The sequence below is a fragment of the Halobacteriovorax marinus SJ genome, assembly GCF_000210915.2.
GTDB classification, from domain to species: domain Bacteria; phylum Bdellovibrionota; class Bacteriovoracia; order Bacteriovoracales; family Bacteriovoracaceae; genus Halobacteriovorax; species Halobacteriovorax marinus.
The window spans coordinates 872,783-888,512 of the sequence record NC_016620.1; the positions used below are offsets into that span (position 1 = coordinate 872,783).

At 36.4% G+C, this 15,730-nt stretch carries 18 protein-coding genes and 1 pseudogene; 13 read left to right on the plus strand and 6 right to left on the minus strand.

All coding sequences use genetic code 11. From position 1 onward, the window contains the following. Nucleotides 1-102: 102 nt before the first annotated feature. A pseudogene (locus BMS_RS04285) lies at nucleotides 103-711 on the plus strand (DUF445 domain-containing protein); the annotation flags it as partial. Here the strand turns inward: BMS_RS04285 and BMS_RS04290 are convergent. After that, nucleotides 706-1,146, minus strand: coding sequence for a DUF5522 domain-containing protein (locus BMS_RS04290; protein WP_014243563.1), 441 nt, complete (start codon nucleotides 1,144-1,146; stop codon nucleotides 706-708). The pseudogene BMS_RS04285 and the gene BMS_RS04290 overlap by 6 nt on opposite strands. A 141-nt stretch (nucleotides 1,147-1,287) precedes the next feature. Here BMS_RS04290 and BMS_RS04295 point away from each other — a divergent pair, with 141 nt between their 5' ends. The 4 genes from BMS_RS04295 to BMS_RS04310 all read left to right on the plus strand — a co-directional run bounded on the left by BMS_RS04295 (nucleotide 1,288) and on the right by BMS_RS04310 (nucleotide 4,120). Then, a complete protein-coding gene (locus BMS_RS04295; protein WP_014243564.1) occupies nucleotides 1,288-2,145 on the plus strand; it encodes a radical SAM/SPASM domain-containing protein in 858 nt (285 codons plus the stop codon). Between the two features lie 95 nt (nucleotides 2,146-2,240). After that, nucleotides 2,241-2,651: a YeeE/YedE family protein gene (locus BMS_RS04300; RefSeq protein ID WP_044557281.1), complete on the plus strand. Its 411-nt coding sequence runs from the start codon at nucleotides 2,241-2,243 to the stop codon at nucleotides 2,649-2,651. Next, the gene (locus BMS_RS04305; RefSeq protein ID WP_014243566.1) at nucleotides 2,652-3,074 is read left to right on the plus strand and encodes a DUF6691 family protein; all 423 of its coding nucleotides are present in this window, start codon (nucleotides 2,652-2,654) and stop codon (nucleotides 3,072-3,074) included. Further along, on the plus strand, nucleotides 3,071-4,120 hold the full coding sequence (locus BMS_RS04310; protein WP_014243567.1) for a PQQ-dependent sugar dehydrogenase: 1,050 nt from the start codon (nucleotides 3,071-3,073) through the stop codon (nucleotides 4,118-4,120). Before BMS_RS04305 ends, BMS_RS04310 begins: the two co-directional genes overlap by 4 nt. Here BMS_RS04310 and BMS_RS04315 read toward each other — a convergent pair. Next, nucleotides 4,104-4,835: a DUF3750 domain-containing protein gene (locus BMS_RS04315; protein ID WP_014243568.1), complete on the minus strand. Its 732-nt coding sequence runs from the start codon at nucleotides 4,833-4,835 to the stop codon at nucleotides 4,104-4,106. The two genes, BMS_RS04310 and BMS_RS04315, sit on opposite strands and share 17 nt — an antisense overlap. A 10-nt stretch (nucleotides 4,836-4,845) precedes the next feature. After that, nucleotides 4,846-5,706: a LysR family transcriptional regulator gene (locus BMS_RS04320; protein ID WP_014243569.1), complete on the minus strand. Its 861-nt coding sequence runs from the start codon at nucleotides 5,704-5,706 to the stop codon at nucleotides 4,846-4,848. A gap of 99 nt (nucleotides 5,707-5,805) precedes the next feature. Between BMS_RS04320 and BMS_RS04325 the strand changes: the two genes are divergently transcribed. From BMS_RS04325 to recQ, 3 genes are read left to right on the plus strand one after another with little or no spacing between them, the layout of a single operon-like run. Next, nucleotides 5,806-6,348 (plus strand): YceI family protein, encoded by a 543-nt coding sequence (locus BMS_RS04325; RefSeq protein ID WP_014243570.1) that lies wholly within the window; start codon nucleotides 5,806-5,808, stop codon nucleotides 6,346-6,348. A 15-nt stretch (nucleotides 6,349-6,363) separates the two neighbouring features. Next, on the plus strand, nucleotides 6,364-7,227 hold the full coding sequence (locus BMS_RS04330; protein WP_014243571.1) for a pirin family protein: 864 nt from the start codon (nucleotides 6,364-6,366) through the stop codon (nucleotides 7,225-7,227). A gap of 37 nt (nucleotides 7,228-7,264) precedes the next feature. Then, a complete protein-coding gene (gene recQ / locus BMS_RS04335; RefSeq protein WP_044557872.1) occupies nucleotides 7,265-9,064 on the plus strand; it encodes a DNA helicase RecQ in 1,800 nt (599 codons plus the stop codon). Here the strand turns inward: recQ and BMS_RS04340 are convergent. Beyond that, a complete protein-coding gene (locus BMS_RS04340; protein WP_014243573.1) occupies nucleotides 9,061-11,871 on the minus strand; it encodes a CHASE domain-containing protein in 2,811 nt (936 codons plus the stop codon). The two genes, recQ and BMS_RS04340, sit on opposite strands and share 4 nt — an antisense overlap. Before the next feature lie 135 nt (nucleotides 11,872-12,006). Between BMS_RS04340 and BMS_RS04345 the strand changes: the two genes are divergently transcribed. Both BMS_RS04345 and BMS_RS04350 read left to right on the plus strand, forming a co-directional pair. Continuing rightward, nucleotides 12,007-12,846, plus strand: coding sequence for a CvfB family protein (locus BMS_RS04345; RefSeq protein WP_044557282.1), 840 nt, complete (start codon nucleotides 12,007-12,009; stop codon nucleotides 12,844-12,846). A gap of 75 nt (nucleotides 12,847-12,921) precedes the next feature. Continuing rightward, on the plus strand, nucleotides 12,922-13,509 hold the full coding sequence (locus BMS_RS04350; RefSeq protein ID WP_014243575.1) for a redoxin family protein: 588 nt from the start codon (nucleotides 12,922-12,924) through the stop codon (nucleotides 13,507-13,509). Here BMS_RS04350 and BMS_RS04355 read toward each other — a convergent pair. Then, a complete protein-coding gene (locus BMS_RS04355) occupies nucleotides 13,506-13,958 on the minus strand; it encodes an SH3 domain-containing protein (RefSeq protein ID WP_157868241.1) in 453 nt (150 codons plus the stop codon). The two genes, BMS_RS04350 and BMS_RS04355, sit on opposite strands and share 4 nt — an antisense overlap. A gap of 8 nt (nucleotides 13,959-13,966) precedes the next feature. Continuing rightward, nucleotides 13,967-14,230 carry a PqqD family protein gene (locus BMS_RS04360; RefSeq protein WP_014243577.1) on the minus strand — a complete coding sequence of 88 codons (264 nt, stop codon included), beginning with the start codon at nucleotides 14,228-14,230 and terminating at the stop codon, nucleotides 13,967-13,969. A 154-nt stretch (nucleotides 14,231-14,384) separates the two neighbouring features. On the opposite strand from BMS_RS04360, the gene BMS_RS04365 reads away from it, so the two are divergent. From BMS_RS04365 to ablB, 3 genes are all read left to right on the plus strand, one after another. After that, a complete protein-coding gene (locus tag BMS_RS04365) occupies nucleotides 14,385-14,576 on the plus strand; it encodes a hypothetical protein (RefSeq protein WP_014243578.1) in 192 nt (63 codons plus the stop codon). Nucleotides 14,577-14,668: 92 nt separating this feature from the next. After that, nucleotides 14,669-14,842 (plus strand): hypothetical protein, encoded by a 174-nt coding sequence (locus tag BMS_RS17560; protein WP_014243579.1) that lies wholly within the window; start codon nucleotides 14,669-14,671, stop codon nucleotides 14,840-14,842. Nucleotides 14,843-14,869: 27 nt separating this feature from the next. Beyond that, nucleotides 14,870-15,706: a putative beta-lysine N-acetyltransferase gene (ablB, locus tag BMS_RS04370; RefSeq protein WP_014243580.1), complete on the plus strand. Its 837-nt coding sequence runs from the start codon at nucleotides 14,870-14,872 to the stop codon at nucleotides 15,704-15,706. Nucleotides 15,707-15,730 lie beyond the last annotated feature (24 nt).

Consider the following 15,730-nt stretch of genomic DNA (forward strand, 5'->3'; position numbering starts at 1 on the left):
GGAGTTGAATTAATGAATAAGAGTTTAGTTACAAATATTTTCTCAATCGTTTTAATCGCTATTGGTTTTGTCTCACCAGTTTTTGGAGAGGAGATAAAAACAATGGGGCTCTTCTCATTCTCTGGCGCGATCACTAATTGGCTCGCCATTCACATGCTCTTTGAAAAGGTACCAGGTCTCTATGGTTCAGGAATTATAACTGAGAGGTTCGAAGACTTTAAGAGCGCTATTAAAACGATGATGATGGAACAATTTTTTACAAAAGAGAATTTTGAAAAATTCTTAAGTTCCAACTCAAGTAACTTAATCCAAATTGAAGAAGATTCAATAATTCAAACAATTGATTTTGATAAAGTCTTTAATAAGCTCAAAGACGCAATCATGGAGTCACAATTTGGAAGTATGTTGGCCATGTTTGGTGGTGCGGCAGCTTTAGAGCCACTTAAACCACAATTTGAAATTAAGTTTAAAGAAATTATTAAAGAGATAATAGAAGATGAAAACTTTATTTCAAATTTAACAAAGAGTAGTGAGGGGAACTCTTCTTTAGCTGATAATGTTGAGGGAATGGTCGATGGAAGATTGAATGAGCTCACTCCACAAATGGTTAAAGAAATCATTCAAACGATGATTAGAGAGCACCTCGGTTGGCTGGTTGTTTGGGGTGGTGTCTTTGGCGCTGTGTTAGGACTTATTTCAACTCTTCTATAATTCAGGGTTAAAGAAACTAGCGACAGTATCTTTAGTGAGTCCTTGGTCTTTAAAGTGCTCTTTTAAGTAGAGAGCACTTACACCTAACTTTCCGACTTTCACAACACCGCAAATATGATCTTTAATTTTAACTATACGGTAGGAGTCTAGCTGAAACTTGGAGATAGTGTCTTTTTTCTTCGCTCCACCAAAGGCACTTGCAAGTAAGCTAGCACTAACGCTATTCTCTTCTTTAGGGGAATTATCGTCGATAATTCTTTGGGCCTTTGCCATACTCTCTAGCTTCAATTGTTCAAACTCAAGTCCATGCTTATTGAGTGTAAAGTTGTAGGGACAGTGGAGACACGATGTCTTACAGCAACTCCCTCTATTTTTAAGAAATTGACTCGTTTTAACCTGGTCACCAGATTCATTTGTATATATTAGTTCTGACATATTAAGTCCTCAAAATTATGTCTTTTCAATCTACAGTATTGCCTAGAAAGCTTCAATACTTACATCATCGAAATAGGGATTTCATTTTAATGGTGTGCCATTGCTGATTTCATGCTAATGAAGTTTCATAGGAAAGTAGACATGCTCAAAAGAATATATATTGAAATTTCCAATATCTGTAATATACAGTGCTCATTCTGCCCTGTGGTGGAGAGAGATAAGCAGATAATGAGCCTCGCAGAGTTCAATAAAATACTTTCTGAAGCAGCGCCTCTGGCACAAGAAATTTGCCTCCATCTCATGGGAGAGCCACTAGCGCACCCTAAATTTCCTGAGATAATGGAAATAACGGGCGAGTATCAAACTCAAATTCAGTTAACGACTAACGGACTTCTACTAAAGCGCTATCAAGATCTTATTCTCTCTACAAATGTTGTGAGACAAATTAATTTCTCTCTGCAGTCTTTTAAAGATAATTTCCCGCATAAGAGCTTGGATGAGTATCTTCGTCCAATTTTAGACTTTGTTCTTCTTGCCAGTGAGAAGAGACCGGAACTCTACATTAACTTTAGGTTGTGGAATCAGGACTCTGCCTATTCTGATAACTCTGATATCTTCGATTATGTAGAGAGATTCTTTGGAATAGAGATTAATAGAAATGTTGAAGTGGGAGCGATTAAATCTAAGAGAATTTGGAATCGACTCTATCTACACTTTGACTCTCGATTTGAATGGCCGTCATTGGATAATGAATATCAAGGTAAGCAGGGAAGATGTAATGGTATTCTTTCTCATATTGGAATTCATGCTGACGGCTCTGTTGTTCCATGTTGTTTAGATAAAGAAGCCGTCATTAATCTTGGTGACTGTAAGAAGGAATCTCTAACAAGTATTCTCTCTGGAAAGAGAGCGAGTGCTATGCGAGATGGCTTTAAGAATGGAGTACTGGTAGAAGATCTCTGTCAAAAGTGTTCATATATAAATAGGTTCAAGAAATAGGCTAGACAAGAGATCAATTCTCTCAACTATCTCCATAAAATAATTCTTCTTTGATTTCTTATGTTAAAATAATTTAAAAATCTATGGAGAGTTTTATGGACAATATCTTAGCGCCTCTAGCGGGAGGTGCCATTATTGGGATCGGGAGTTCTGTTCTTTTCTTAGGAATTGGGCGCATTTCGGGAATCAGTTCGATCTTTTCTCATCTTTTAAATGACTTTGATCCAAAAGAGTCATGGAAATATTTCTTTATAGTAGGTCTTCTCATTGGCGGTCTATTCTTTAAAATTTTCTTTCCATCAATGTTTAATATCGAGTTATTAAATTCAAAGTTTGAAATAATTATTGCCGGACTCTTAGTTGGGTTTGGAACTAGGCTTGGTAATGGATGCACTTCTGGTCATGGAGTTTGTGGAATCTCAAGATTCTCAATAAGAAGTATCATTGCAACTCTTGTCTTTATGGCCGCAGGAATAGTAACTGTCTTTTTAAAGGGGGCTATCTAGATGATGAACGTTGTCGCTCTATTGTCAGGTTTTCTTTTTGCTATAGGTCTCGTTATTTCAGGAATGACTAACCCAAAGAAAGTCATTGGCTTTTTAGATATCTTTGGAAGTTGGGATTACTCTCTGGCCTTTGTGATGATCGGTGCCATTGCTATTAATGTTTTAACTTTTAACTTTGTTAAGAGAAAGAAGCCGCTCTTTTCTCTAGATTTTATACTCCCACTAAAGAAGAGTATTGATTCACGCTTAATAATTGGAGCCTCTCTCTTTGGTATCGGTTGGGGGTTAGTTGGAATTTGTCCAGGACCAGGTATTGTTAACTTAATGGCCTTGAATTCTTCAGCTGCTCTATTTGTTGTAAGCATGGTGGCAGGAATGTATTTATTTAAGAAATTTGACAATTATAATAGGAGACAAAATTGAGAGCACTACTTTTATTTCTCGTTTCTTTAAGCACCTTATGTGCTCCAACAACTAAAGAAGTTTTTAAGACAAATGATATTATTTGGGGCTTTGACTTTATTAGTAAAGATCGAATCATCATGAGTTTAAAGGGCGGAAAGATTGTTGAATATGATCTGAAGTCTAAGAAGTCTCACTCTGTTGATATTCCCGATGTTAAGGTGACTGGACAAGGTGGTCTTCTCGACATTCGATACTTTGAAGTGAAGGGCACTCCTTATCTCTATTATACGTATGCAAAAGAAGTTGGAGATACAGTAGTTACCGCCCTGGCAAGATCAAAATATTCTTCTTTTAAGACAAGCGGTCACAAACTTTTATTCACTTCAAAAATACATAGCTCAACAGGAAGACACTTTGGCTCAAGAATTGAGAGAGTAGGAGAAGATCTCTTTATGAGTATTGGTGATAGAGGGGAGAGAAAGTACGCTCAAGATTTAAACTATCACAATGGGAAAATACTAAGACTCACTCTAGAAGGTAAAGCTGCTGCAAAGAACCCTTTTGCCTCTACTAAGAATGCCCTTCCTGAAATTTGGAGTTATGGTCATAGAAATCCTCAAGGACTTTATTATGACGAGAGTTCAAAAGCGCTTTACAGTTGTGAATTTGGGCCAAGAGGTGGAGATGAACTGAATCTAATTGAAGAGAAGAAGAATTACGGATGGCCGGTTATTACTTATGGAAAAGAGTATTGGGGTCCAAGTATAGGTGATGAAGCAAAAGAGGGAATGGAGCAACCTTTAACTCATTGGACTCCAAGTATATCGCCATCTGGTATGACAAAGTATACAGGGGATAAGAACTCGAAGTGGAAGGGAAGCTTTTTCCTTGCGACACTAGGGGATACACATCTGCATAGAGTGGAAATAGATAAGAAGAAAGTAGTAAAAGAAGAGAGACTCTTAGATTCTCTAGGTGAGAGAATTAGAAATGTGAGAACTGGATTGGATGGTGAACTCTATATTTCAACAGACAGTGGAAAAATTCTCACTGTCCATCAGTAATTGCTTTATCTTGAAACCCAAGCCTGCCTACAAATGGAAGTTTAAGGGCAGGTCTCCATGGGTCTAAACCAAAATTTAATCCCAGAATATTAACTTCGAATCCTTCTTCAACTCCAAGAGTAAGTCCAAAGAGTCCGTAAGCAGAGAATTGAAATCCTTTATTACTAGGACTTGAAGAAATTATATCGCTTCCCTCTAGATAATCTTTACCAATACCATTTGAAGGTAACTCAAGAGGAAGCTCTTCTATATTTCTAATAATGTGAGAAACAAATGTATTTGAATTTGGTCCAGGCCATAGGCGATAGACTTTCTTATGTGGATAGTCTTCAATCAACTTCTTTGTCTTTGCTATAACTTCTCTCGCTTTTTCACCTTTTATTTCATAGAGAAGTGTAGGATCGTTGTCGTACCACTTTCTATCGGGAAGATCTTTCGCAACTGAGATGGCATTACCACTTCTTCTAATATTCCACGAAGTCACTTGAGCAACAGTATAGCTTTGTTCTTCGGCCAGCTTCCACGAAACCCAAGGGTGAATTCCAAAGTACCCTCTCCAAGAGAATGCTCTAGCATAGTAAACTTGGAAGATATCTTCTTTTTGTAAATGGGCCTTGACGGCAATATTAGCACTTTCTCTCGAAGCACTTCTCCAATCTTTAGAGGAGCAAGAAAAGCTAAGAAATAGTGTTATAATTAAAAATAATACTTTCATAAATAAGATTTTATTGAAAATCTTTGACTAAGTCTAGAAACGCCCTCGTCCTCTTAGACAAATTACTGGTGGCCGTATAAAGAATTTTAATCGTATGCTTTGGACCTCTCCACTTGGGAAAGAGGTGAACCAGTTCTCCTGTTCTAATATATTCTTCACAATAAAAACTTGGAACAATGGAGATACCATTTCCCTCCAGGGCCATATTAAGTAGCATAGGAATACTACTTGTGTTTATTTGATACTTTAGCGCTTCAGGAGAACTCGCTGAGTTTAAATTATTGAAGTCGAAACCTTTAAATGTCAGTAATTTGTGCTGGTGTAAATCCTTTGTAGATTTAGGCAGGCCATATCTTTGAATATATTCTCTAGAGGCGATGGCCACGAAGTGTACATCTTTAAAAGATCTTTGAATTAAATTAGAGTCTTCTAACTTTCCAACTCTGAAGGCCAGATCAATATTGTCCTTGGTAAGGTCTAGGTATTCACCAGTCAAAAGTGTTTGCACTTCTACGTTAGGGTAGAGGTCATTATACTTGGCAATAATATCTAAAAGGATTGATTGGCCTAGATCTTCAGGGGCAGTAATTCTTAAGACACCGCTAATTTCTTTCTTACTATCATTTAGTGAATCAATCTCTTCATCAAGCTGATGAATCAGGTCTTTGATTCTATTATAGAAAGCTTCACCCTCAGTAGTTAGTGAAGTTTGTCTGGTTGTTCTTCTGATTAACTCCAGCCCTATCTCGTCTTCAAGCCTAGAAATGGCCCTACTTACACGAGATTTAGGCTGCTTTAGAACTTCGGCAGCTTTTGTGAAACTGCCTAATTCCGATACCTTAGAGAATGTCTTTAGAAGGTTTAAGTCCATTGTTCCTTTTTTGAAACAGTATATCTCGATTGTGTCTCCTGTTGCAACTAAAGAATTTGATCGATACTAGTTACAAGCTAATCAAAAAGGAGATTAAAAATGAAAACATTATTAATAAGCACTCTAACTTTTCTTTCACTTTCAACTTTTGCTGGAAACGTTGACCTTACTAAAAGTCAATTTACTTGGACGGGAACAAAGGTCACTGGAGAGCATACAGGAGAGTTAAAATTAAAATCTGCTGATTTAAAGTTTGGAGAGAAGAATCTTATTCAATCAGGGGATCTTGTTATTGATATTAATTCACTAACTGTAACTGATCTCTCGGGTGAGTGGGCCACAAAATTTTTAAATCACATGAAGAGCGATGATTTCTTCAATGTAGAGAAATTTCCAGAAGCTAAATTAGTTGTAAAGAAAGATACAGGATCTAAGATTTCAGGTGTTCTTACAATTAAAGGAAAGTCTAATCCAGTAGAGTTTAACTATAAGAAGAATGGAAACTCATACGAGGGAACACTTACTTTTGATAGAACTAAGTTTGATATGATTTATGGTTCTGGAGGCTTCTTTAAGAATTTAGGTGATAAAGCGATTCACAATGAAGTTAATTTAAAATTTAAATTAGTTGTAAAAAAATAATAAGCGGAGAGAAGAATGAAGACGACTAGAGTACGAAAAATCTTAAAGAATAGTCGAAAGCATTGGGTTGGTAATGGTTTCTACGTAAGCACTCTTTGGAGTCCGGGAACTTCTCTCTATGAATATACAAACCCTTTTCTGATGCTTGATTACGCCTCTCCTCTCGAGTTCTCCCCAAGAGAAAAAGAGAGAAGAGGAGTAGGGGTTCACCCTCACCGAGGATTTGAAACTGTTACTTTTTCAATCTTTGGTGAAGTTGAACACCGAGACTCAAGTGGAGGCGGAGGGATCATCTGCCCTGGAGATGTCCAGTGGATGAGTGCTGCAAGTGGAGTTGTTCACGATGAATTTCACTCCGATAACTTTACAAGGAAGGGAGGCCTATTTTCGATGGTTCAGCTGTGGGTAAATCTTCCATCTGAACACAAAATGGGAAAACCTCGTTATCAAAGTATTAAGAGCGAAGAGTTCGAAAGATTTAAAAGCGATGATTTTAATGTAAAGGTTATTGCCGGAAGTTTTGAAGGTTTAGAAGGAAAGTGTGAGACGTATACAAATATGGATGTCTACGATATTTCCTTTAAAAAAGATTCTGTTTTTAAAACTACTTATTTTAAAAACAGAAATTATATTGCTCTCATTTTAGATGGATCTTTAACTATAAATAATGAGACTTATTCTGGAGAAGTGGCCCTAAGTCTTGAGAGCTTAAATGACGAGCTTTCACTGAGTGCAGTCAAGGGCAGTAGAATTCTTCTAATGAGTGGTGAACCCATTAATGAGCCAGTAGCGTCATATGGACCCTTTGTAATGAATACCAAGGAAGAGTTGGTGCAGGCCGTTGAAGACTTTAATGCTGGAAGAATGGGGAATTTGTAATAGGCGATAAATCTAATTTTTGCTAATCTATCTCCCAATGAGAGATAAGCAAATTCATCAGATTTTAAAAGATAAGTTCGGCCACAAGAGCTTTAGGCTATCACAGCACGATATCGTAAATTCCATACTAGATGGGCACGATACAATGGCGATAATGCCAACAGGTGGTGGTAAGTCTATATGCTACCAAGTTCCAGCTCTCTACTTAGAGGGAATTACTCTGGTTGTTTCACCTCTCATTTCATTAATGAGCGATCAAGTCTCTAATTTAGCTGCTAATGGTATTCATGCTGTTTACCTAAATTCTAATCAGAGTCCGGAACAAAGACAGGAAGCTATTTCTGATATTAGATCCAAGAGAGCAAAACTCGTTTATATTTCCCCGGAAGGAATTCTCTCTGGTGGAAACTCAAGTCTCCTAGAGAGTATAGATATATCCCTCATTGCCATAGATGAAGCTCACTGTGTTTCTCAGTGGGGTCATGAGTTTAGACCGGACTACACCCGGCTTGGGCTATTGAAAGAGTTATTTCCAAGCACTCCTCTTATGGCCTTAACGGCGACGGCCGATGAGAAAACGAGAAGAGATATAGCGTACCAATTGAAGATGGAAGAACCTAATATCTATATTTCATCATTCGATAGATCTAATATTAAATATTCAATCTTAGAGAGAGAAGACGAGATAAAGCAGCTAGATGAATTTATCTCTAAAAATCATGCTGGCGATACAGGTATTGTTTATTGCCTTTCAAGAAAGAAGGTTGAGTCCGTATCTAAGAAGTTAAAAGAGAGGGGACATCACTCCTTTGCTTATCATGCAGGTCTCTCCGCTAATGAAAGAGACTTTGTTCAAAAAGCTTTTAATAATGACGATGGAATTATTATTGTCGCAACTGTTGCCTTTGGAATGGGAATAGATCGACCTGATGTACGTTTTGTGGCCCACCTCGATTTACCTAAGAGTGTTGAGAGTTATTATCAGGAAACAGGGCGAGCAGGGAGAGACGGGCAAGCGGCGAATGCGTGGATGGTATACGGTCTGCAGGACGTAATAAAACACTCTCACATGCTTGAGACAACTGAAGCTTCTGAACATTATAAGAAAGTTGCGAGAGAGAAATTAGATTCAATGCTCTCAATTTGTGAGACGACAAAGTGTAGAAGGAACTTTCTACTACAATACTTTGAAGAAGAGAGTTCTCCTAAATGTGATAATTGTGATTCTTGCTTACATCCGGGTGATGTTTGGGATGCAAGAGTTGATGCACAAAAATTATTATCTACTATCTTTAGAACCGGTCAGAGATATGGTGCAAATTATATTGTGGACGTTTTAAGAGGGAGTAAGAACTCAAAGGTTGAAGAGAGAGGGCATCACAATCTATCGGTCTATGGGATTGGAAAAGATGAAACCAAATCTCATTGGAATCTCATCGTTCGTCAATTACTCAATATGAAGTATATCGCAATTAGTAATTGGGAATATAGAACTCTCACCCTAATGAAAAAGAGTGAAGCCCTATTAAAAGGTGAAGAAGAGTTCTTACTTAAAAAGAGAAAAATTACACTAAGAAAAAGCGCTCCAACTGAAAACCAGAATCACCAACGTGATGATCTATTCAATAATTTAAGAAAAATTCGTAAAAGTATTGCTAACGAAAATGGACTTGCTCCCTTTATGATCTTTGGCGATAAGACTCTTCATGATATGTGCCATCTTCTACCTAGAGATAAGAGCGAGTTTCTTATGGTCAATGGAGTGGGGACTAATAAGTGTGAGCGCTATGGTGATGACTTTCTAAAAGAAATCAACTCATATATACAAAGAAATTAGTCCTTAAAAAATTTATTTAGAACGCGAATAAAGTCATTTACCTTTACTGGCTTAGATATAAAGTCTCTCATCCCAGCATCATAACTTGTCTGTATTTCATCTTTCATGGCTGAAGCACTAACTGCAACAATTATTGGTGCATCTTGTTTGTACTTTTCAATGATCTTCCTTGTTGCCTCTAGACCATCCATTTCTGGCATATGACAATCCATTAGGATCAGGTCATACTTCTTTCTCTCAACGGCCTCTAGAACCTCTAGGCCATTTTCAACGAGCTCTGCTTCTATTCCAACTTTTGAGAGCATTTTGGTGATAACAATTTGATTAATCTTATTATCCTCAGCAATTAGAACAGATATTGATTTAGCCCTTTCGCTTACTTCTAGAGTAGCTGTGCTAGCGTTGAAGTTGTTTTCAATTTCACTATCTGTCGCTTTAGTGAGAGAGATACTAAAGGTAAAGGTCGTTCCCTTGCCCTCCTCACTTTCAAAAGTAATATCTCCACCAAAAATTTCAGCAAGGGCCTTACTAATAGATAGACCTAGTCCTGTTCCTCCAAATCTTCTCGTTGTTGAGATATCAGCTTGAGTGAAAGATTTGAAAATATTACTCTGAGATGTTGCAGGAATACCAATCCCATTATCTTTTACAATAATTTGCAAATTAGAGATCTCCTGACTAGAGGAAAGCTCTTTGACTGTGATCTCTATCTTTCCATTCGTTGTGAATTTATTAGCGTTACCAATAAGATTGATTAGAATTTGTCTAATTCTCAGTCGATCGGATGTGTAAACTTTGGTGAGATCGTTGTCCCAAAAGATTTCAATTTTATTTTGAGAAGTACTCGAACTAATCATGAGATTCTTAATATCTTCTAATTCTTTATGAAGATCAAAAGGTAAGCTCTCTAATTCGATACCATCGGACTCTATCTTTGAGAAGTCTAAAATATCGTTAATAATTTGTAAGAGATCTTCACTACTTCTCTTGATAATATTTAGATATTCAATATTTTCTTTCTTCTCCATTCTCTCATAGAGTAGGGAAGAAATACCTAGAATACCATTAAGAGGAGTTCTTATTTCATGACTCATATTCGCCAAAAAGTTTGATTTGACTTCATTGGCGTGAATTAACTTCTTTGTTCTTTCTCTAACCTTAGCCTCTAGCTCTTCATTGGCGAGTTTAAGATCATTTTCTGATTCTTCTAATTTCTTCGTTACTAGCTTTAACCTATTCTCTTTACCCGTCACAATGAGAAGAAAAGAAGAGATAATACTGAGTACAAATAGTCCTCCAGCGAGAACATACCATGCGTACCATGTTTGATGAGTAGTATTGTCATTTCCTGTCTGATTGATAATCAACTTCCAAGATCTATTCTTAAATTTAAGATTATATTCTTTTGTAAAATCCCCATTCACCTGCATGACTGAATTTGAATTGATTTCGGGGTATTTAGATGTGTGGAGTCTATCTACATTCGAATAGATGATATTATAAGTTTGATCTGCGAGATATAGCTCTAATCCGCTAGTATCTAATTCTTTGAAAATTTCATCAATCATTTTCTTATAATTGAAGACTCCTACAACATAGCCATCAACTTCATTTAGACCATACTTCTTATAAACAGGAGTTAGTGTGAGAAATCCTTTTGGGTAGAGCTCATTTCTATCCTGAACTAAAGTAATATCAGCTGTGATAAATGTATCTCTTAGCTTATTGGCCTTAACTAATGTTTCCACTCTCTTTGGAGAATAGGAGATATCAAGACCATGGGCCAATTTATTCTCTTCAAAAGGATAGATATAGGAAACGATGACATGCTCATCTCTAGATCTAGCAGGAATAATTCTATTATCACTATCTTTTTCAGTAACTCTAAAACTCTCGTGCCCACTCTTTCTCTTCATATCTATAAAGGATTCTAGATCTTCCTTTGCGACAACTTTATTCCATGAGATTGCTCTTATTCCAGACTTATTTCTAATGATATTAGAAGTAAATTTTTCAAAGGATTCTTCTTCTACAAATTCGGAACTTTCAAAGAAGCTTTGAGTAGAGTTAATTGTATCTTCATAGTAGTAGATATAATTTCTAAACATTGTGGTGAAGGTATTAAATCTGGAAATAAAGTTATTCTCTAGTCGACTCTTTTCCCACTCTCTAGCATTTAAGAAGAAGAAAACGATAAGTGAAAATAAAAGGATTATAGGAATAGAGAAACTTAAAATTCTACTCTTCCATAGAGTATTTCCTTTTCTTATAAAGGTTAAAAAGAGAGGTGTGAAAACGAGAGCTCCAATCGCATCTCCAACCCACCAATTAAACCAAGAAAAGAGAAATGATTGGCTTGTGATTATTCCAGAAAAAAATAGTGTACTCACTCCAATAGATGAGCTTATTAACGACCCAATAGGGCCAGTGATAAATTGAAATTTTAATATGGATTCTTTTGTATCTAGCTTAAGATTGCTGTTATCAAAGTAGAGTACTGCTCTATAAACGATCAGGGATTGTAAACTCGCTCCAACCGCAATTACAAAGGCTGTTATAAATGGCCTCTGCACTAGAGAGAAGTCTTCTACTGATATATGAGGCCAGAAGTTGGCCAAAAATGATCCCAATAAAATACCAACAACAGCGCTCTCTCTAAAGTAGAAGAGACAGGCCAGCGCAATACCTGCTGGAGGCCAAACAGCACTAGCAAAACCAGGTGGAATTGCTAGTAGTAGTGAGAATCTCGCAGCAATAAAGTAGGCGAGAGCACTAAATAATATACTGATCAGGTATTTAATTTTCATAGCTTATGGAACTATTCGGAAAAAAAGTTAAATGAATTTAGTAAATATATCTTAATGTAGGTGTTTTTTCCCTCTTCTCTAAAATACGTTGCTTCTTTATTCAAATAAGCATAGTTTGTGCTTTTAGGAGAATTCATGGTTGAAATTGGTCAAATAAATAAAATGGTTATTAGTCGTGTTTCTGATGGAGGGTCATTTTTAAAGCTCTCTGATGAGATTGATGAGGTATTTATGCCCAATAACCTAGGGCCGTTAAGTCCAGTTGTGGGTCAAGCAGTTGATGCATTTGTATATGTCGATACTGCCGGAAAACTCGTTGCCACTGATCAGACTCCAAGTGCAGTAGTGGGCGAATATGCCCTTATGAGGGCCATTGAAGTTCAAGAATTCGGCGCTTTCTTTGATTGGGGAATTGATAAAGACCTACTTGTTCCTGGTAACCAACAGAAAATGAGAGTCAGAAAGTTTGAAGATCATATTGTTAGGGTTTGTATTGAAGAGGAGACTGATCGAGTCTTTGGAAGTACAAAGCTTGGGAAGTATATCAGTGAGTCTAACTTTGATATCACTAAAGGTGATGAAGTTGAGATCGTTGTCGCCCATAAGTCAGAACTTGGATATAGAGTGATTATCAATAAGAAGTTTATCGGTATGATCTATGACTCAGAAATTTTTCAAGATATTCAAGTCGGAGGTAAATACTCGGCCAATGTTAAGAAAATTAGAGATGATGGTCTAGTTGATATTTCTCTGCAACCTCTTGGCGTTAAGAATATGCTTGATTCAAAGGAAGTTATTTTAGAGTTTCTTAAGGATCAAGGAGGCTCAAGTCACTTAAATGATAAGAGTTCTCCGGAGGATATTAAACGCAGTCTAAATATGAGTAAGAAGACCTTTAAAGCCGCAATTGGTATGCTCTATAAGGACAAGAAGATAGCCATATCGAAGTCCGGGATCGAGCTTTTAAAAGTCTAACTTGTCTAAGATAAACTTATTCATTCAACTTCATAAATTAGGTTATAATTTAAAAAAAATCTAAATGGAGTTTATATGAAGAAGTTATTATTCGCCTTTCTATTTTCATCGAGTTTATTTGCAATGTCTCCTGGTGATAAAGCACCAGATTTTAAATTACTAGGACAAGACGGTAAGCTCGTCTCTTTATCTAGTCTAAAAAAACCAGTTATGCTTGAGTGGTTTAACGATGGATGTCCGTTTGTAAGAAAGCATTACGACTCTAATAATATGCAAGATACGCAGAAGTTTTTTAAAGAGGAAACTGGTGGAACTTGGGTATCTATTGTTTCTTCCGCAAAAGGAAAGCAGGGTCATCTCTCTTCTAGCTCAGTTGCAAAGGATATGTTGGAAGAGGAGAGTTCTAAGGCCGATCACATGCTATTGGACTTAGATGGAAAAGTTGGACAATTATACGGAGCCAAGACTACGCCTCAAATGGTTTATATTGGTGAAGATGGAATCGTTAAGTATTATGGTGCCATTGATAGTATTGCAAGTGCGGCAAAGAGTGATATCAAGAAAGCTGTGAATTATGTCAAAGAAGCAGTTAAAGATTTAAAGAGCTCTGGCAAAGTAAAAGTTGCGAAGAGCAAGCCTTATGGTTGTGGTGTAAAGTACTAATTAAATCGAATCTTCATAGAGGCAGTTTCTGGAAAAACATTTGTATTGTTTAACCAAAGCTGCCTTCTATTTCTATCAAGCACTAAATTACATCCAATCTCTTTGCGTAAAACTTTAAAGCCCTCGTTATATTCAATGGCCCTCTTATGTTGTTCGTTCTTTGTTGGACAAAAGGCATTCGCAGTATCTTTTACAGACATACACTCTAAGTTTTCGTCTAAGAGTGAGTGAAAGAGCCAGCCTTCAAATTTCATTCCTTTTACTTTGAACCAGTCTCCATTTTTTTCAAGAATGATTAATGGAGTGTACTTAGGGAGTGCACTAACAATTGATGAATGTGTTGTTGCATCTCCACGTAAGTTACTTTTGTACTTGATTGTGCAAGCTGCTTGCGTTTCAAATTGAATTGCAAGGAAACCAAGAATGAGAGCGAAGATTAATTTCTTCATGATCATAATTATCCTATTCTGCCTACTAGGCCAACATCTCTAAGCTGATGAACAATACTCTCTACGATATTGCTTAACTCTGGCTTATCTACTTTACTTGTTTCCTCAATTTTTTGAGAGATTTCATTTATTGAAGTTTCACCGTCAAGTGCTTCCCAGATAAATGCAGACATATAAGTGACCTGAAAGGACTTTCCTTCAGGGTTATTGAGGATTGGATTTGAACGATCTGTCGTTCTTTCTTTATTGTAATGACCTCTTTTAATAAACATTCAAACCTCCATGTTCTTTTCATCATAGGACAAAGATAGATCAATTCAAAGTTAGGAGTTCTCTTATTCGAATAATCCTAATTGCTTGTAACTCATATTGAAGAGTGAAAGGAGTTACGAGATAGTTTATAGGTCTACTTATAAGGAGTTCTATATGAGTATTTTATTAAACGAAGGTAGTGAAAGATTTATTGAATATGGAAATGAAAAACTAACGAGAGAGTTTTTAAAAGAGAGAATTACTGAGCTTAGAACATGTTTAAGCGAAGAGGATGGATGCGACCTTCTCCTTACGAAGAAAAATCTAGAGTTGAATAATCGACTATTTGAGAGCTGTTTTTCCTAACTAAGTAGTTAGAAGTACATAGCTGGTTCGGTAAAATCGAATAGGGTGTATAACATCTTCGGTATTTTGAAATCTTTAGCTATGATAGATTTATGAAAAATTACGAAAAAAAGAAAGACATTGAAAAAGAAAATTTAACAGAAGAAGAGAAGACTGCTCGTGAGAGAGATCTTGAGAATGAAATTCAAATGATGAATTTCAAGAGATCACTCGGTTCTGTGAGAACAGGTCTTAAGACTAAGAAAGATTGCTTATCTAGGTTATAAAATAATTTAAGAAGAGAGATAGTAAAGATGAATTACGACCAGCTAGAAAGCGTCGATGGCTCCCTGACTCAACATGGGAAGTATAATGATCGTCTCTATATTATGAAGCTGGCGAAGTCCGGCGATATCTCAAAAGCAATAAGTAAAATTGAAGGTCTGGCCAAGCGTAAAAACTATGGCAAAATCTTTGCGAAGGTTTCTAACCTAAGTGCAAAGTACTTTGGTGAAGGCAAGTATAGCCTTGAAGCAAAAGTTCCAAATCTATACAACGGAAGTAGGGATGGTTATTTCTTCTCAAAGTATCTCGATGATCAAAGAGAAGAAATTGATGATGAATCTATTGCTAGCGTTGTAAAGCTTGCTGAAAAGAAAAAAAATAGTTCAAAAAATATAGATGAAGAAATGACTTTTGAAGAGTTAAGTGAAGATGACGTAGATGATATTGTAAAAATCTATAAAGTTGTCTTTAAAACTTATCCTTTTCCCATCTTTGATCCAAAGTATGTTCTGGATTCTCTAAAAGAGAACGTCAGGATTTTTGGTGCAAAGGTTAATGGGAAAATCATTGCTGTTTCATCCTGTGAAATTGACTACGATGCAGAGAATGTTGAAATGACTGACTTCGCAACACTCCCAGAGTATCGAGGTAAAGGAATTTCCCATAAACTCCTCTCTTTAATGGATTTAAAGATGAAGCTGGCAGGAATTAAAACAGCTTATACTATTGCTCGTTCAAAATCGTTTGGGATGAATATTACTTTTTCAAGAAGAGATTATTCATTTGCGGGAACGCTAAAGAATAATACGAATATATCAGGCAGCATTGAGAGTATGAATGTCTGGTACAAGCGACTAAGTTTCTAATTAAATAAAACATAATATTAATTT

What these genes read in the sequence shown, in the direction of transcription:
- BMS_RS04290 (WP_014243563.1), bottom strand. Translation starts at nt 1,146, where the DNA reads ATGTCAGAACTAATATATACAAATGAATCTGGTGACCAGGTTAAAACG.
- BMS_RS04295 (WP_014243564.1), top strand. Translation starts at nt 1,288, where the DNA reads ATGCTCAAAAGAATATATATTGAAATTTCCAATATCTGTAATATACAG.
- BMS_RS04300 (WP_044557281.1), top strand. Translation starts at nt 2,241, where the DNA reads ATGGACAATATCTTAGCGCCTCTAGCGGGAGGTGCCATTATTGGGATC.
- BMS_RS04305 (WP_014243566.1), top strand. Translation starts at nt 2,652, where the DNA reads ATGATGAACGTTGTCGCTCTATTGTCAGGTTTTCTTTTTGCTATAGGT.
- BMS_RS04315 (WP_014243568.1), bottom strand. Translation starts at nt 4,835, where the DNA reads ATGAAAGTATTATTTTTAATTATAACACTATTTCTTAGCTTTTCTTGC.
- BMS_RS04320 (WP_014243569.1), bottom strand. Translation starts at nt 5,706, where the DNA reads ATGGACTTAAACCTTCTAAAGACATTCTCTAAGGTATCGGAATTAGGC.
- BMS_RS04325 (WP_014243570.1), top strand. Translation starts at nt 5,806, where the DNA reads ATGAAAACATTATTAATAAGCACTCTAACTTTTCTTTCACTTTCAACT.
- BMS_RS04330 (WP_014243571.1), top strand. Translation starts at nt 6,364, where the DNA reads ATGAAGACGACTAGAGTACGAAAAATCTTAAAGAATAGTCGAAAGCAT.
- recQ (WP_044557872.1), top strand. Translation starts at nt 7,265, where the DNA reads ATGAGAGATAAGCAAATTCATCAGATTTTAAAAGATAAGTTCGGCCAC.
- BMS_RS04340 (WP_014243573.1), bottom strand. Translation starts at nt 11,871, where the DNA reads ATGAAAATTAAATACCTGATCAGTATATTATTTAGTGCTCTCGCCTAC.
- BMS_RS04345 (WP_044557282.1), top strand. Translation starts at nt 12,007, where the DNA reads ATGGTTGAAATTGGTCAAATAAATAAAATGGTTATTAGTCGTGTTTCT.
- BMS_RS04350 (WP_014243575.1), top strand. Translation starts at nt 12,922, where the DNA reads ATGAAGAAGTTATTATTCGCCTTTCTATTTTCATCGAGTTTATTTGCA.
- BMS_RS04355 (WP_157868241.1), bottom strand. Translation starts at nt 13,958, where the DNA reads ATGAAGAAATTAATCTTCGCTCTCATTCTTGGTTTCCTTGCAATTCAA.
- BMS_RS04360 (WP_014243577.1), bottom strand. Translation starts at nt 14,230, where the DNA reads ATGTTTATTAAAAGAGGTCATTACAATAAAGAAAGAACGACAGATCGT.
- BMS_RS04365 (WP_014243578.1), top strand. Translation starts at nt 14,385, where the DNA reads ATGAGTATTTTATTAAACGAAGGTAGTGAAAGATTTATTGAATATGGA.
- BMS_RS17560 (WP_014243579.1), top strand. Translation starts at nt 14,669, where the DNA reads ATGAAAAATTACGAAAAAAAGAAAGACATTGAAAAAGAAAATTTAACA.
- ablB (WP_014243580.1), top strand. Translation starts at nt 14,870, where the DNA reads ATGAATTACGACCAGCTAGAAAGCGTCGATGGCTCCCTGACTCAACAT.